General features: G+C 63.1%; 14 protein-coding genes. 7 read left to right on the top strand and 7 right to left on the bottom strand.

Features of this window, described 5'->3' with window-relative positions; all coding sequences use genetic code 11:
- Positions 1-518 (top strand): hypothetical protein (locus tag P9M14_11095; protein ID MDP8256286.1); only part of this gene is annotated, 518 nt, incomplete at its 5' end.
- A 10-nt stretch (positions 519-528) separates the two neighbouring features.
- Here the strand turns inward: P9M14_11095 and P9M14_11090 are convergent.
- From P9M14_11090 to P9M14_11075, 4 genes are all read right to left on the bottom strand, one after another.
- Positions 529-852, bottom strand: coding sequence for a hypothetical protein (locus P9M14_11090; GenBank protein MDP8256285.1), 324 nt, complete (start codon positions 850-852; stop codon positions 529-531).
- A gap of 116 nt (positions 853-968) precedes the next feature.
- Positions 969-1,151 (bottom strand): hypothetical protein, encoded by a 183-nt coding sequence (locus tag P9M14_11085; protein MDP8256284.1) that lies wholly within the window; start codon positions 1,149-1,151, stop codon positions 969-971.
- 13 nt (positions 1,152-1,164) lie between these two features.
- On the bottom strand, positions 1,165-2,481 hold the full coding sequence (locus P9M14_11080; protein ID MDP8256283.1) for a hypothetical protein: 1,317 nt from the start codon (positions 2,479-2,481) through the stop codon (positions 1,165-1,167).
- Positions 2,474-4,327: an aldehyde ferredoxin oxidoreductase C-terminal domain-containing protein gene (locus P9M14_11075; GenBank protein ID MDP8256282.1), complete on the bottom strand. Its 1,854-nt coding sequence runs from the start codon at positions 4,325-4,327 to the stop codon at positions 2,474-2,476. Before P9M14_11075 ends, P9M14_11080 begins: the two co-directional genes overlap by 8 nt.
- A gap of 144 nt (positions 4,328-4,471) precedes the next feature.
- On the opposite strand from P9M14_11075, the gene P9M14_11070 reads away from it, so the two are divergent.
- Both P9M14_11070 and P9M14_11065 read left to right on the top strand, forming a co-directional pair.
- The gene (locus P9M14_11070) at positions 4,472-5,647 is read left to right on the top strand and encodes a GDSL-type esterase/lipase family protein (protein ID MDP8256281.1); all 1,176 of its coding nucleotides are present in this window, start codon (positions 4,472-4,474) and stop codon (positions 5,645-5,647) included.
- Between the two features lie 122 nt (positions 5,648-5,769).
- On the top strand, positions 5,770-6,636 hold the full coding sequence (locus P9M14_11065; protein ID MDP8256280.1) for an ARMT1-like domain-containing protein: 867 nt from the start codon (positions 5,770-5,772) through the stop codon (positions 6,634-6,636).
- A 4-nt stretch (positions 6,637-6,640) separates the two neighbouring features.
- Here the strand turns inward: P9M14_11065 and P9M14_11060 are convergent, their stop codons facing one another.
- The gene (locus P9M14_11060) at positions 6,641-7,492 is read right to left on the bottom strand and encodes a lysophospholipase (protein MDP8256279.1); all 852 of its coding nucleotides are present in this window, start codon (positions 7,490-7,492) and stop codon (positions 6,641-6,643) included.
- A gap of 142 nt (positions 7,493-7,634) precedes the next feature.
- Here P9M14_11060 and P9M14_11055 point away from each other — a divergent pair, with 142 nt between their 5' ends.
- A complete protein-coding gene (locus P9M14_11055) occupies positions 7,635-8,534 on the top strand; it encodes a DMT family transporter (GenBank protein ID MDP8256278.1) in 900 nt (299 codons plus the stop codon).
- Between the two features lie 92 nt (positions 8,535-8,626).
- Entirely contained in the window at positions 8,627-10,351 is a 1,725-nt protein-coding gene (locus tag P9M14_11050; protein MDP8256277.1) for a hypothetical protein, read from the top strand.
- A 3-nt stretch (positions 10,352-10,354) separates the two neighbouring features.
- Here the strand turns inward: P9M14_11050 and P9M14_11045 are convergent, their stop codons facing one another.
- Both P9M14_11045 and P9M14_11040 read right to left on the bottom strand, forming a co-directional pair.
- A complete protein-coding gene (locus P9M14_11045; GenBank protein ID MDP8256276.1) occupies positions 10,355-11,929 on the bottom strand; it encodes a hypothetical protein in 1,575 nt (524 codons plus the stop codon).
- A 1-nt stretch (position 11,930) separates the two neighbouring features.
- The gene (locus P9M14_11040; protein MDP8256275.1) at positions 11,931-14,300 is read right to left on the bottom strand and encodes a hypothetical protein; all 2,370 of its coding nucleotides are present in this window, start codon (positions 14,298-14,300) and stop codon (positions 11,931-11,933) included.
- A 156-nt stretch (positions 14,301-14,456) separates the two neighbouring features.
- Here P9M14_11040 and P9M14_11035 point away from each other — a divergent pair, with 156 nt between their 5' ends.
- Both P9M14_11035 and P9M14_11030 read left to right on the top strand, forming a co-directional pair.
- Positions 14,457-14,744 carry a hypothetical protein gene (locus P9M14_11035; protein ID MDP8256274.1) on the top strand — a complete coding sequence of 96 codons (288 nt, stop codon included), beginning with the start codon at positions 14,457-14,459 and terminating at the stop codon, positions 14,742-14,744.
- 285 nt (positions 14,745-15,029) lie between these two features.
- Positions 15,030-15,472, top strand: a 443-nt coding sequence (locus P9M14_11030) for an SUMF1/EgtB/PvdO family nonheme iron enzyme (GenBank protein MDP8256273.1), incomplete at its 3' end; no start/stop codon positions are given.

Genomic DNA, 15,472 nt, shown 5'->3' with positions numbered 1-15,472 from the left:
CGACGATCGTCGTGGGTATGAATACTTATAGCCTCTCCCAGCGTAGCGCACTGCTTATTCTCGTGATGGCCTTGGCCTGCGCGCTGGTAGCGGGCTGTGCCGGGATCGGCCGCGGTTCGCAACCTCAATCAGTGCAGACCATCGAGGTCGGGCAGACCGGCCACATCGGCAAGTGGTTCGGCATAGACCAGTTCGGCGAGCGCGGTTCGTTCCAGTTCAGCGACGACGGCAGCGGCTACATGACCCACGGCGGCCGCAAGATTCTGTTCACCTATCGTTTCGATTATGCACAAGACCCGATCTGGCTCGACCTGACTCTGGAAGGCGGTGAGATCGCGGCCTGCATCGTCGGTTTCAGCGATCTGAATACAATGCTGGTCTTTACGCAGATGAGTGCGACGCGCCCCGAGAGTTTTCCCCCGGCCGGATCGCCCGAGACCGTGGTGCTACAGCGGGTGATGGTCGACGAAGAGCTGATCGAGCTGCGTGACAAGGGCCAGAACCCGATCCAATTCTAATCGACAAATTTTAGTCAGACAGCTTGGCGTTGTTGGCGGGCAGGTCGTGTCCAGGCAGGCCCACCGGTTCGCCGCCGAACCAGCGGTCGCAGCGAAAGGCCATACGGTTCATCTCCAGCTCTATCTGTAGGCGGATGCGTTCGCACTGCTCATCGTCCGCGTCGGGCGGCGCCAGCACCGGCTCGCCGTGCAGCAGTACGACCTTGGTGAACGGCATCGGCAGGGAAAAGCGGTCCCAGGAGTTGAACACAATGCGGCGCTTGGCCCCGTACATCATCTGGATGATCGGCTTGCCGGTCGCTTGGGCAATGCGGATCGAGCCCATCTTCAACACTCGCGGAGATCCCTTGGGGCCAGGGCGTTGGCGTAATCGCCGTCCTGGCTTTTGCTGACCATCATTGTCACGTGGCGTGAGCCGAAGTCGTGAAAGAAGTAGGACATCCGCTGGTGCTAGGTGGGGTAGATGCAGCCGCCGTGGCGCTGGACCGCGTCGATCTCGCGTTGCTCGTCTTCGCGCGCCACGACCCGACACGACAGACACCACAGCCTGAGAATCGCGGCCGCGGGCAACGAGAGCAGATTGAGCAGCAGCCTGCGCAATCGGGGGTGTTTGCCGGCAGGTTTGGCGGACATTACGGGATGCCCCTCAATACGACCGCAATCCCATCGGGCTCATCCCGCAGGCTAAATCATCGTCGTCGTCATCGTCGCCGCCGGGCTCGATGATCTCCAGGACGTCCGCCAGCGTATCGCGTTCGCCGCTTTGGCTGTGGGCCATCAGACTGTAGACGCCGGCTGGTTCGCCCTCGCCGATCAGGGCGCTGATCGTGTCGGCGTCGAGCACCTCGAGTTCAACGAAGTGGACAAAGCCCTGGTCGTTGGAGAGGTAGGCCTCGTCGCCGGGCTCAAACCCGTTGCCCCTGATCGTGACCCAGGTTTTCTCGTCGTTGTAGACAGTCTCGGGCTCGACGCGCTGAACGTCGATCAGGCACAGGTTGCAGATCTGGGTCAGGTCGATGGTTTGGGTCCCGTCGCTGCCGCCCACGACCACGAACATCCCGCCGTGGGCCGAGGCATAGGCCGAGGCCGCGCCCAACACCGGGTGCGGCATGTTGTCGGCGTGCTCGGACCACTGGTCCAAATCCGGGTCGTAGATCGACAGGCTGGCGTGGGGTTGCCACAGCTCATCCCCCGCGCCGCCGCCGGCAAAGGCGTAGAGCAGTCCGTCGGCCGCGAATCCACCGGCCGGCGAATGCCGCCCGGGCCGCATCTGCGCCAGCTCGATCCACGCATTCGCGTCCGGGTCAAAGGCGTAGCAGGCCTGGCTGGCCGCGTCGTCCTCTATCCCGCCGACCACGTAGAACAGGCCGTCGTGGGTCGCGCCCAGGCCGTAGGCGATCTGAGCCGGGAGCTGCGCCACGCTCGAATTCCAGGTGTCTTTGCGCGCATCGTAGACCGAGTGCGTATATGGATTGCCGATGGTCTTGGACGCCACGTGCACGTGATCGTCCAGCGTTGCGCAGTACGCGCCGCCGGTGAGCGTGGGCACCTGCGCGCCCGTGGACCAGCCGCCGTTGTTGATGTCGAAAATCATCGTAGTTTTGAGGTAATCGAACGGCAGTTGGAAACCGCCGAAAAGCATCGCCTGTTTGTCGTAGATCGCCATGCACGCGGCGGTCCAGCCGATGTCATCGTAGCTGGGGCCGATGGTCCAGCTGTCCTGGGCGATGTCGTAGATCAGCATTTCGTGAACGTACGAATCGAGAAACAGGCCAGTACCGGTCATGCCGCTGGCGAGGTAAATGCTGCCATCGTAGTAGACCGCCTGGCCGCGGCTGATTACGTAGGGCGCGGCTGCCGCCTCGCGCCAGCCAGGTTCGCAGGTCTGGGCCGCAAGGGTGAGGGGGGTCAACAAGGCGCACAGCGCGATGATGCAGACGACAAAGCTCGACGTTTTATGCATGGCGGCTCCTCGATGTTTCGAGAACTTGGTCAACGACGGTCGTTTCGCCTGAGGCGACCCGCTCAAGCTCGGCGCGGCCGAAGTCGCGCACCACCTCGAAGGGCACGTTGAAGCGCACCGCCTGGTCCGGCGTCTGTTGGTTGCCGCGGGTGGCGACATCGTAGAACACTTGTGGCAGCGGCTGGATCGAAGCGCCGCGCGCAGCGTTGAAGTCGTGGATCGAGAGGATCGTGCGCGCCGAATCGCGCAGCATGGTGCGGGCGTCGGCCTCAATGCCCATGGTGTGCAGCAGTAGCTCGCAGTCGACCAGCGTGTCGACCGACGGGCCGATGAAGAAGCACATCCCCATCTCGTCCAATGCGCCGTAGAGCACAATGCCGTGGATCGTGTTTAGCACGTGGGTCTGCGCATCGAGGCTGTGGTCCGCCGGATCGTAGGGCAGGCCGAGGAAGTTTTGCCGGCCCGGCCCGGCGCAGGCCTCACCGTGGCGGCCGTAGGTCCAGCTCAGGCCGACGCCGGTCTGCAACATGCTGCGGCCGTTGTGGAACGGCAGGGCGTGGCCGCCGACCGTGAAGTGACGTTCCAGCCCGTAGTGCCGCTCCACAGCCGCCGCGCCTTGACGCACCAGCCGACCCAGCTCGGTTTGGCCCGCGGCCGCCTGTTCAAAGGCCGAGATGATTGACGCGCGGTCGCCGTAGCGCACTCCGCTGTCGCGTTTGTACTCAGTGGCCAGGGCCAGGGCGGCCATGGTGACCAATCCCTCGATGTGGTCGTAGGCGAACTCGTTGGAGTGCTCGATAACCCACGAGGCGGTGCTCAGCGCCTGATCGAAGATCCCAAGGTTGATTACGCCCTGGTAGGTCTCCCACTCGCCGGCCTTGAACGTGCGCACCTCGCCGTGCTCGTCGGGCATCAGCACCATTTGCAAACACTTGTTGGGGCAGCCGGGGATGCACGAGTGTCGCGTGATCTTGATTCCGTGTTGCTGTGCCAGTTTGACCTGATCCGCGACGATCGTCTCGGGCAGAAGCTGCTGATAGTGCTCTGGCGGAACGTCGGCGCTACGGAAAAGGTTGGTCAGTCCGAGGCCGTTGTCGAAACGCGCCTTGGCCGCCGCGCCGTAGGTGCCGCCGAGCAGCGGCGAGTCCAGGTCGGCGCTGCCCACCAGGTTGACGTTGCGCTTGAGTCCGTGGATTTTTCGCAGCAGTGCGCTTACTTCGCGGCGGTCGTATTGCAAGGCGTGCAGCGGCTCGGGGGCGTGCTCGACCACTACTCCCAGCAGGCCGTTGCGGCCGAACACGCTGGTGCTGCGGCCCGCCACGCGGTTGGGATGTCCGCCGCGACGGGTGTTGCAGACCACGGCGTTGTAGTTAAAGCCCAGGCTCGAGGGATCGGTCAGCGCCAGGCCCAGACCCTCGCCGTGGCGGCGATAGATCGCCTGCGCAAGCCCGAGGGTGTTTTGCGCCGCTCCGCCGTATTCCGCGAGCGGCACCAATCGCGGCACGGCCTGCTTGTCGACGATCAGCAGCAGCGGCTCATCGGAGTTGCCGCGAATCTCGATGCCCGCGATTCCCAGGCGGGTCAGGTAGCTCGCCACCAGTCCGCCCGAGCGGCTGCCCTGCAGGTTGTTGCCCAGCAGGCTTACGCCGTAGACGTTGAGTTTGCCCGCGAATCCCAGGCCCGAGGCGGCCAGCGGAGTGTAGCCGCTTAGGTAGACCGTTTGTTCGGGCCGCTGGGATTCGATAATCCGCTTTACGGCCAGCGCTTTGCCGAATACGTCCGGCTCGCGATCGCGCGCAACCGAGGTTTTGCGTGCATCAAGGTCGACGATAATTTCTGTAAGCATGCTGCACCCCTATTGCCGCTTAGGGTATTGATCGTCAGCAGCTTTGTCCACATTCAGATGAATCGCCATATGGTGCTATTATCACGAAATCGATCCGTCGCAGACAGGGCGGAGCGTCCAACGTGCAAATCCCGGGGTGATTCAATGAAGTATTTACTGTCCTGCGCCTGCGTGCTGCTGGCGGCAACGCCAATCCTGGCTACCACGGTCGAGGGTACGGTCTACCACGACGAGGACCTGAGCACGATTTCGCATTACGAGCAGCAGATCGACCATTGCGACGCGCCGCTGTATCAGGTCGAGGTCAGCCTGATCGGGACTCAGGGCCAGAGCACGGCGTTGACCAACGGCTCGGGCCGCTTCGAGTTCGAAAACGTGTCCGCCGGTACCTACCTGCTGGACTACGAGATCGACGCCGGACACGAATGCACGAGCAACGACCGACCGGCGCACGTGGCCGACGCCGTGCGTGAGGGGAATTTGCACATCGTGACCATCGGCGACAGCATCGGGGCTGTGGGCTCGGATGTGCTCTATCCGCAGCGGCTGGCCGATCACTTCGCGCAGCTGTGCGAAGTCGAGGTGACCAACCTGGCCAAGGGCGGCAGCACGAGCTTTCAATGGCTGCCCGGAGCGGACCGCGGATATTTCGACGAGCGGCTGGCGCCGGTGCTGCCAGCGGCCGACCTGCTGACGATCACCCTGGGCGGCAACGATCCGGACCCGTACATCGAGGGTATGCCACCCTACGATGTTGAGCAGATCGTGCGCAATTTCCTCGACCACCCCGAGTATCTGCTCGAGATTTTGCCCAACATCAAGACGATCATCGAGGCTGCCTGGGCGATCAATCCGCAGTGCGACGTGGTCTTCGTGGTCTATCCCAACTTCGCTCTCTCCAGCGAGATGGAAGGGGCGATGGGCGACATGCACCCGCTGGCGCTGTTCGGCATGGGATTGGCAATGACGATCGTCCGCGAGGAGCTCGCGACAATGCCCGGAATCGTGCTCGGCGACATGTTCGGCGGTCTGGGCGACACCTGGCTCGACCCTTACATGCTGGACATGGTGCACTCCAACGACGCCGGGCATCAGCTCTACGCCGACATAATCTTCGAGTGCCTCGGCGGGGTTGTTATCAGCAATGAGAGCCGCGGTGAAGAGCGGATGATCGGCTTCTACGCGCAGGACTATTTGCCCGACGACGACGATGATGACGACGTGGCGCCGGACGACGACGATGACTCAGCGGGCGACGATGATGGCGACCACGGAGCGTCGCTGCCCGCTGATAGCGACGAAGAGCAATGCTGCGGATAAACCCGACCCGACCTCGTCCGGCGATTTCATTTTGACAGCGGCGCACAGACCGTCTTTGGGGTTGACCTGGGCGCTGGCAGCCCGCATCCTGCGCTTCGATTAACCAGTCCGCCGGAGGATCGATGAAAACAGCCGAGATTTGCATCCCTTGTATGTTGCGCAACCTCAGGCGGATTGCCGAGCGTGTGACCCAGGACGAGGCGCAACGCGAGCAGATCGAGTTCCAGGTTAAGGAGATGCTCAAGACTGCTGATACCGACCGACCGCCGCCGTACCTGGCCAAGGGGATCCAGCGCATCATGCGTGAGATTTCGGGCAACGCCGACCCCTACCGCCGCGAGAAGGAACACTTCAACGCCCTGGCCATGGAGCACTACCCGCGGATGGCGAAAATGGTCGAGCGCAGCGTTGACCCTTTTGACACCGCACTGCGGATCAGCCTGGCGGGCAACATCATCGACGTGGGCGTGGGCGCGGAGATTCACATGCTCGAGACCCTGGACGAGGTGCTGCAATGTGAGCTGAGCATCGATCACACACAGCGCCTGCGCGCGGCGATCCAGGGCGAGCAACGCCTGCTGTTCCTGGGAGACAACGCGGGCGAGACCGTGATGGACCGCGTGTTTCTCGAGCGCATTGCATCGCAGATCGAGATCAGCTACGCAGTGCGCGGCGCGCCGGTGCTCAACGACGCCACGCTGGAGGACGCGCAGTTCGCGGGCATCGACCGCTTTGCCCGCGTGATCGACAACGGATCGGACGCGCCGGGCGTGATTCTCGAGGATTGCTCAGCGGAATTTTGTCGCGAGTTTGATAAAGCGGAGTTGATTGTGGCCAAGGGAATGGGCAACTTCGAGACGCTCAACGATTGCCGCGACAAGCGGATCTTTTTCGTCTTCCTGGTTAAGTGCGAGCTGGTGGCCGAGGATATCGGCGTGCCCGTGGGCGGCAAGGTGGTGGTCGAAAAACCCGCGGGGGAGATTCTCTAGGCGGCTAAACGACGCGCTGTTCGAGCCACTCGAGCAGGTCCTGCAGTACCAGCGTGCGACGTTCCTCATCCTCGCAGAACAGCCGGTGATACATCTCGTCGTAGAGCTTCATCGTCTTGTCCGACGATCCGAGCTTGGAAAAGATCTCGCGCGAGATTGCCGGGTTGACCTGCGTGTCGGCCCCGGCGATCAGGAATAAGAACGGCTGATGCAGCTTGGCGGCGTACATCTCGACATTCTCCATCGCCATGGTGGACTCGGTGAACCAGCGCACGCTGACCTGTTGGTGGGTCAGCGGATCGTTGACGTATTCTTCCACAGCCGTTCGATCGTGGCTGACCGTGGATTTATCCAATCCGGTCTGCAGGACCTTGGTCGGTTTGAGCTTGGAGAGCACGTTGGCCGTCATCTGGCGGTACCAGGGCACGGGATTGGCCAGCCCCAGCGCCGGGGATGAAACGATCACCCCGTCGATGGTCTCGGGGTAGAGCAGGGCAAAGCGGATGGCGATCAATCCGCCCATGCTGTGGCCGAACAGAAACAGCTTTTGCCCTTCGTCCAAGGCGTGCTTGGCCATGTCCACCGAAAGGTGGAGGTTGTCGATGTACTGGTAGAAGCGGTCGACGTGGCCGCGGATTCCCTCGCTGCGGCCGTGTCCGCGGTGGTCGGGAATCCACAGGCTGTAGCCGTGCGGCAGCAGGTGCTCGACTATCTCGCCGTAGCGTCCGCTGTGATCTCCCAGGCCGTGGGAGACGACGATCCCGGCCTTTTGCTCGGGAGCCGCATAGGCGCGGTAGAACAGTTTGATCCCATCGGATGCTGTTAAAGTTCCGGTGGATTCTTCGGTAGTGGTCATCTTCCCGCTCCGGCAGAAAATCTGGATTAAGGTGAGCAAAACATACCACAAGTTTCCACCAACACAACAAGCTGTATTGGGAAAAAAGAAGGCAATTCCCGATGATCGCGTGGAAAGCCGATTTGGCGTACTATCCAGCCCGATGTCGAAACGGACCCTGTTGATTCTGCTGCTGCTCAACGTAATCTGGGCCGGAAGCTACTCGGCCACCAAGGTTTTGATGCAGCACGCGCCGTATTTTCTGGTGACCTCGCTACGCTATCTGGCGGCCGCGCTGCCGCTGCTGATTTTGGCCGGACGCAGGCACGGGCTGCGCATGCCGCCGGGCGATATTTTGCGCAGCGCCTTGATGGGCGTGAGCACCTTCACGCTGTGCCCGCTGCTGATGTACAAGGGCGTCTCGCTCAGCCGGGCCTCGGACGCGGCGGTAATCACGGCGATGGAGCCGCTGCTGGTCTCGCTGGGCGCCTGGATCTATCTGCGCGAGCGGATCGGCCGACGGACCGCAGCCGCCCTCGCCGTTTCCTTTGGCGGCACGATCGTGCTTTCGCAGTTCTGGCGGCAGGGCGAATCCCTCAGCGCTTTCGGGATCGGGCTGATTTTGGCCGGAGTGTTTTTCGAGGCCGGGTACTCGGTGATCGGCAAGGAGATCCTGCGGCGGCACCCGCCGCTGAAGATCGTGGCCGTGGCGGTCGGCGCCGCGTGCCTGGTCAACGTCACGGCGATCAGCGTTCTGGGCTACTGGCCCCAAGCCGCAAATTTAACCGCGCAAGACTGGTCGCTGTTGGTGGTCTACCTGGCGCTGCTGTGCACGGTGGTGGGCTATACCTTCTGGTTCGTGGCGCTGCGCCAGGATTCGGCGGCCAAGGTGGCGATCACCATCTACTGCCAGCCGGTGCTCGGCGTGCTGATCGCCTGGGCCTGGGTCGACGAGGTCCCCACGACCTGGATGTTGATCGGCGCGGCCGTGATCCTGATCGGAGTAAGCATCGCCGTCGTGCCGATGCGCCCGGCGGTGGAGCGCTCACCCATCGTCTCCTGAGGCTGGCCTGAATCCGCGGCCGCTGGTAGATTATTCACGGCTTGAACGTCGATTATCTTGCGCGTCGCGCATGAGGATTAAGGAGCGTCCGGATGAAAAGCCTGAAGCTGTTGTTGGTGTTGCTGCTCGCCGTGGCCCTACTGGTCTGCGCCTGTGAACAGGGGGACGACGACGACGACGATGTGGCGGGTGACGATGATGACGGAGACGACGACGACGACGACGACGAGCAACAGCCGCTGCCGTTGATCCCCGGCCCGGGGCAGCAGGGGTACGACGCAGAGCTGGAAACCCTGGCGCGGATCTACGATCGCCAGTTCCACGTGTTCAACGCCGCGGGCATGGGGCTCAACGCCGACATCTACATGGACCCGGTGCAGACAGCGGACCGCGCTGCAATTGAGGACTTCCTGCGCAACTCCGACGGCTGGGACTTCGCCGCGTATCTGGACGACGGCCGCGACCAGTTCGACGTGATCACTGCCTGGCAGAAGGTCGCCGGGCTCTACGGGGGCGTGGGGATTGTGGCCGACGCCTTTCGCTACGCGGTGCTGCGCGACTCGGGGCAGTACGACGAGGACGAGATCGAGCTGGCCCGGCAGCATTTGCTCGCCGCGCTGGAGGGGTTGCACATCGCCACGGGCATCACCGGCGTGCCCGGCGTGATCGCCCGCGGTTTCATCCGTTGCGACATCCCCTCGGAATGTCCGCAGCACGCCACCGAGATTTTGCCGCTGTTCGACGAGCACGGCGTGCCGCTGCCCTACGAGAAAGACAACGGCACCTGGCGCAACGACAACTCCGGCGGCGGGTTCGCCAACTACATCTGGGAAGACTCCTGCTCTCGCGATCAATACATCGGCTGGGTCAGCGCCTATGCCGCGTGCTGGGAAGTGATCCGCGACGATCCGGCGATCGACCAGGCGATCAAGGACCGGCTGCAGGCCGACGCCACAGCGGTCGGACGCGAGCTGATGGTCGTGCGCTCCACGGGCTACGATTTGGAGCTGCCCGACGCCGATGGCCGGATAACATTTCACGGCTACCTCAACGAGAACAACTTCGACCGCATCTACCTGCCGTTCCTGCCGTTTAAAAACGCGATGATGGCGGTGATGGCCCTGGGATCGGCCGCGGCCTTTGCCTACGTTTCCGACGACCCGGAGCTGGACTACTACTTAAACGAGGTGCTGATCAACCAGCGCGGGCTGAACCTGATCGTGCGCTCCGATCCGCTGTTCTGCGACATGGGGCTGCAATCGAACTTCAGCAACTACAATATGACGTTCCAGGGCTTCTGGCTGGCGCTGCGTTACGTCGAGGATCCGCTGGCGAGCGAGGATCTGCGCTACGCGGTGCAGTACGCGCTGTACCAGCCGCCGGATCGACCGCGCAACCCGATCGAGCAGAAGATGAGCATGTACGATCTGGTCTACGCCGCGGGCGCGGCCGGCTCCTCGGTCTACGCGCCGCGCAGCTTGGAGCTCGACGCCCAGGCCGTGGCCCGGGCAATCCAGACGCTCAAGGAGTTCCCCGTTCCGCCCTATTGGGAGAACGAGGTAATCAACTGCGACCAGGACGAGATCGACTCGGGAGTGTGCTACGGCGTGGACGGCACGCGGCTGGACCTGTTGGGCTACGTGGGACGCGGCGACAAGCTGGTGTCCGTGCAGCCGGTGCCGATGCGCATTCGCCCGGCGAGCAACTACCACTGGCGCTCCAACCCTTACGAGGTCAACGGCGGCGGCAACGGCTCGCGCCTGGTGCCAGCGGTCGATTTCCGCTGGGCCTATTGGATGGGGCGCTGGACGCGCTGAGCGCTATCGCGATTCGCGTTTGAACAACAACCAGTCGCCGTAGGTCCCGACCGGATCAAAGGCGGTCGCCTGCCGCTCAATGATCCCCAGCCTGCGATTGACGTCACTGTCGAAGTTGTCCAACTGACGCGCCTGCCCTCTGAAGTCGGCAAGAACCCTGAGCAGTTCGGGCGGACCATCACGGGCGATCGAGGTTTTAATCAAAAGACAGCTATGCTTTGTTCCCGGATCGGGCGCAAAGTGGATGAACCCCGGATGTATTTCGTTTGAGGCGTGCCAGGCGAAAAACGGGATATTCGGGAGGTACTCGGCGCTGATGATATAGGGCTGCCCCTCCTGCGGTGGACAGCGATCGAGCAGCCATTGCGCCAGTTGCTCGTTCTCGTTTGGCGTTATCGGTGAGATCAGGTATTGGTCCGCATCGTTTTGCAGAATGTCCGAGGCCTTCACCGGATTCGGCTGGTGCCATCCCAGGAACATGCTCATCCAAAATATTGCCGCAGCCAGGCAGACCGTGAGGGTCGCGGCGGAGCGCGTAAAGCCGCGACTCAAGTACGACAGTCCCACGGCCGCGAGCACGTAGCCGCCGGGCAGCGCCGGTACGAGATAGTAATCGTTGCGCTTGGAGATCAGTCCCAGGGCCAGCATCGGGCCTAGAAGCCACCCCAAGGCGATCAAGGATCCGCTGACCTTGCGTCTGGCCAGGATCAGCGCTACGGCGGCCAGGGTCGTTGCGGCCAGCACCGGTCCGACTTGCAGCCTGGCCCAGATCAGCGGATAGATCAGCAGCCCGCCGGGCCTCTCCAGGATCCCGCTGTAACTCTGATTGGCGGTCTCGCTGAGGATGTAGTCAAAGAGGATCACCGGTACCAGCCAATAGGACAGGATCAGCGATAGCGACAGGCCGATTGTGGCCCAGCTCAGGGCAAGCAGTCGCTCGCCCAACAGCGGAGTGCGGCGCGCACGCTGAACTCGGATTGCCAGAGACAGGAGGTATCCGCTACCGGCAGCGGCGTAGCAGGCCAACGTCACCAGGTCGATCGAGCTTAAGCAAAGGTGCATCAGCAGGGCCATCGGAGCGGCGCAGAGCAGGGACAACGGGCGCCGACCGTGGTGGTCGGACCAGATCAGTATCGCCAGCGAGGCCGCGGGCAGCGCCTGAACAGCGACGTGGTCGGCCGGGATTACGGCCAGTCCGATGCTCGCCGGCGAGAACAGGCACAACCAGGGCGCCAACGCGCCGGCAAACGGACCACCAATCTTCCAGGCGATTGCCGCCACGGAGATCAACAAGATCCACAACAGCGGCAATTGAATTGCATTCATGGCGGCGAAGGTTCGGCCCAGCCGCTGGAACGTCCACAATGATGACTGCGACAGCATTCGGCCCGAGGCCAGGTCGGGGCTGCGGGCAACGTCAAGACCCTGGCGCTGCAGGCTCGAGCTGACAACATCCCAGGCTAGATTGTAGGGCCGGGCGATCGGATACGGGTTATCGAACGACAGCCACAGAGCCCACAGCGCCGAGCAGAGGATCAGGCTCCCGCAGATACAGACAACTGCCCGGCAGCGCGTCACGTCATCTATCTTCGGCCGCTGGCCTGCATGATTGATGCTCGGCGCTTCGTCGTCGATGCAGAATCGCTAACAGCGCTATCAGCCAGAGGGCCGCTGCCAGCGAGCTGATCAGCAATCCCAAGTACACTGACAGCGGTCTGAACTGGAACAGCACTTTGTGCACTCCGGCCTCGATCTCGACCGCGCGGAACGCCAGGTCGGCGCGCAAAATCTGCGCCTGTTCGCCGTCGACGAACGCCTGCCAGCCGGGGTAGAGCGTATCGAGCAGCACCAGGTATCCCGCGCGCGGCGCGCTGACCTCCAGCGCCACAACCTCGGGATCGTCGCGCAACCAATCGACCGCGCCCGAGGGTTGCGGCGGAGCATTGTGTTGCGCCTGACGCTCCCCGTAGAGAAACACAGCGCGACGCGCGAGCAGGCCGTGTTCGTCGCGCGAGTAGACGTCCTGCGCGTTGTCCGTGAACAGAGCCGAATCAACGAAGAACGCGCGCGGCAGAGCCTCGCGGTTGTCCCAGATTTCTACGCCGTCGGCCTGGAAAGCGGGGTGCAACGCATTGGTGCGGCCCGAGGTCATCTGCGGCGGCGCGCCGTCAATGGAGATGATCGCGCGTACCCCGAGCACGCTGAGCACGTCCGGATCAAAGCTGAGCAACATCTGACCCGGCCCCAGCGGATCCTGGCCCTCGTCGAACAGCACCCGGTATTTAAGGATCTCCAGGTTGTCGTAGACCTTGACGTCGCGCAGCCCGTAGACCGTGGCCAGGTTGGGCGGGAAGGAGTTGGACGGGCCGACCTCGACGAAGCGTCCGCGACCGGCAACCTCTTGCAGCCGCTCCACCGCCGTGGTGCGCGGGTAGTAAAGCTGCGCGGGCGTATGCGGCGTAAAGCCGGACCAGCGTGCGCCGGTCTCGAGGAACACCAGGACAATCAGCGCTGCCAGGCACCAACCCCGGCCGCGAAAGGCGCCGTTGAGCAGCAATAAACACAGCGCCAGCGTGATCACGGCGATCGCGATGCAGCCGATCCACCATTGGCGCAGGCCCGGCACGTCCAGGAAACGCGCCGGGTCGAGTAGGTTCCAGGCGACAAGCGCCGCGCCCAGCGCGACCAGCGCTGCGAGCCTGATCAACGAGGGGTGGCTCAGCGGCTTGATCCGTTGGTCGATGATCTGCTGTAGGCTCAGCGCGCCGAGCACCACCAATGAGTAGGCGAGCATTGCGCTGAATCGTCCGATAGCCATGCGGTCCAACGGCGGCACGTGCTGTACCAGTTGGCGCACGGGCCATGCTCCGTATGCCAACAGCGCGGCCAGTACGGCCATCGCCAGGTAGGCTCGACGCGGCCCGGGTCCGCGACGCAGCCCCAGCGTCGCCAGCACCAGCAGGGTCAGCCCGACCACGCCGGTGAGCGCCTCGCAGTCGTTGGTCCAGGATGCGACCCAGCCCACGCCGAAGGGCAGGGCGCGGTTGCCGAACAAGTCGGGCACGAACATCAGGGCGCTGGTTGCGAACGGCAGTGTAACGGTTGTGCCGGCGCGAGCCTCCCAGGCCGCGCTGAGGCGCATGTACTCCATCAAGGGCAGCAGGGCGCAGGCCGAGAGCAGCGCGCCGAACAGTCCCCCGCTGATCAGCAGGCCGGTGACGCGCAGTCTGCCGCTCCAGCGCAGTTCGCTCGAGAGCAGGCGGTAGATCAGGTTGATCCCCGCGGCAACCGCGCAGAGCACCACGCGGTCGGTATGACCGGCGGTGATTCCCAGCGCGACCAGCGCGGCCAGGGCCAATGACCATGAGGCTGAGCGCGACGGTCGGGCAAAGGCGCGGTCCGTGAGATACAGCGTGCCGGGAAGCAGGAAGCCGAACAACGAGCTGCGCCAAAACAGCCAATGCGACAGGCCGCCGCTGAAGGTCCAGCCGACCATTCCCAGCATTGCCGCGCGTTCGCCCACTCCCAGGCCGCGCAAGTGCAGAAAAGCTAGGATGCCCGAGAGGTAGAGGATCAACACGGCCCGCGCGATTGGGCCCCAGCAATCGCCCAGCGCATAGACGATCCAGGTGAAGGGCGAGTACACCGCGCTTTGCATGTTGGCGATAAACGGCACGCCCGCGGCCTGGTGCGGGTTCCACAGCGGCAGCTCGCCGTGCGATAGGCGCTGCCGCGCGTAGCGCGTCCACGGCTCGTGCTGCGTTGCCACGTCCCACAACAGGTCGTTGGGCGATTGATATTCCGGATCGACCGTGAAAGTGGACCAGTTGTGGAGCATGCCCGAGGCCGACGGCATCCATCCGGGCCGCAGCACCGGGACCAGGAACAGCACGATCAGCGCCAGCAGCAGGACCGAGGCGCGGATGATCTCGGCCCGGGTTGCTCCCATGCTATCGCTGGCCGGCTTCTGGGATGTAGGCATCAACGAAGCATTATAGATGCTTTGCCGCGCTGCGCCACGTGCCGCGCAGACGTGCGTGATTGCCAAATCAGCCCGGCCGTATTAAGAGGGGATGTGTGCCTGATAGTCGCGGAGGAGGGGACGATGGACGAGCCCGGATTCAAGGCGATCGAACGCGGCGAACAACGCGGGTTCGGCCCGCGCGCAGTGCTGGTCTGCGGATTCAGCCAGGCCGAGGCCGACGCGCTGCGCCTGTTTCTTGATCAGATCGGTATTGCAGACGCGCGCCTGTCGTTGGTCAGCGAGGCGATGCTGGCCATGAACCTGGGCCAGGCATTGCAGGCCGAACAAGGGCAAGACGCGATCGCCATGGACAAGCTGCCGCGGGTGCTGATCTTCTCCGGCCTAAGCGGCGGCGAGGCCACGCCCTGATCGACGGCTTCAAATCGCTGAGCATCCCGCGGCCGATCTTCGCCTCGGCCACGTTGCACAGCGTGGAGTTTCCATTACCAAAGCTGCTCACCGAGCTGCTGCGCGAGCAGCGCGCCATGGCCCAGCGCCGCAACAAAGGCGGGGAGTAGGGCACATTCCACGGCAAGAGATGCAGGGCCATGATCTCGGGTTGAATAATTCATGCGAAATACCTGTATGCGATTTCACTCCCCAGGTGTAGTATTTTACTATTCATTTGTAGTTGGCTTTTCTTCGGAGTCGATAATGTCTGCCAGTCGCTTATTCCTCATTTTCAGCATTGCGCTTTTCCTAAGCGTTTTCGTTCTTGGCTGCGATCACAACGATTCAGGCGATGATGATACGGGCGAGGACGACGACTCGCTGGACGATGACAATGACACGGCGGATGATGACGACGACGGCTTTGAAGAGGTATTAATTCCGGCTGGGCCGTTTCTGATGGGCTGCAACGAGCAGGTGGACGCAGAGTGCGACCAGGACGAGTATCCGCAGCACGAGGTCGATATCTCGGATTTCTACATCGGAGTATGCGAGGTCACAAACCAGCAGTTCGCGGACTATCTCAACGAGTTCCACCCCGAGAACGTCTGCGATGAAGCTACCAACTTATTCAGTTGCATCGCTCCTGCCGAATGGGACGAGAATGGAGTAAGGCTGGAGGATGGGATCTGGGTGGTCGACTCAGG

Source organism: Candidatus Alcyoniella australis (assembly GCA_030765605.1).
In the GTDB taxonomy this organism is placed as follows: domain Bacteria; phylum Lernaellota; class Lernaellaia; order JAVCCG01; family Alcyoniellaceae; genus Alcyoniella; species Alcyoniella australis.
This window is presented reverse-complemented; position numbering and strand designations above follow the sequence as displayed.

What these genes read in the sequence shown, in the direction of transcription:
- P9M14_11085 (MDP8256284.1), bottom strand. Translation starts at nt 1,151, where the DNA reads ATGTCCGCCAAACCTGCCGGCAAACACCCCCGATTGCGCAGGCTGCTG.
- P9M14_11080 (MDP8256283.1), bottom strand. Translation starts at nt 2,481, where the DNA reads ATGCATAAAACGTCGAGCTTTGTCGTCTGCATCATCGCGCTGTGCGCC.
- P9M14_11075 (MDP8256282.1), bottom strand. Translation starts at nt 4,327, where the DNA reads ATGCTTACAGAAATTATCGTCGACCTTGATGCACGCAAAACCTCGGTT.
- P9M14_11070 (MDP8256281.1), top strand. Translation starts at nt 4,472, where the DNA reads ATGAAGTATTTACTGTCCTGCGCCTGCGTGCTGCTGGCGGCAACGCCA.
- P9M14_11065 (MDP8256280.1), top strand. Translation starts at nt 5,770, where the DNA reads ATGAAAACAGCCGAGATTTGCATCCCTTGTATGTTGCGCAACCTCAGG.
- P9M14_11060 (MDP8256279.1), bottom strand. Translation starts at nt 7,492, where the DNA reads ATGACCACTACCGAAGAATCCACCGGAACTTTAACAGCATCCGATGGG.
- P9M14_11055 (MDP8256278.1), top strand. Translation starts at nt 7,635, where the DNA reads ATGTCGAAACGGACCCTGTTGATTCTGCTGCTGCTCAACGTAATCTGG.
- P9M14_11050 (MDP8256277.1), top strand. Translation starts at nt 8,627, where the DNA reads ATGAAAAGCCTGAAGCTGTTGTTGGTGTTGCTGCTCGCCGTGGCCCTA.
- P9M14_11040 (MDP8256275.1), bottom strand. Translation starts at nt 14,300, where the DNA reads ATGGGAGCAACCCGGGCCGAGATCATCCGCGCCTCGGTCCTGCTGCTG.
- P9M14_11035 (MDP8256274.1), top strand. Translation starts at nt 14,457, where the DNA reads ATGGACGAGCCCGGATTCAAGGCGATCGAACGCGGCGAACAACGCGGG.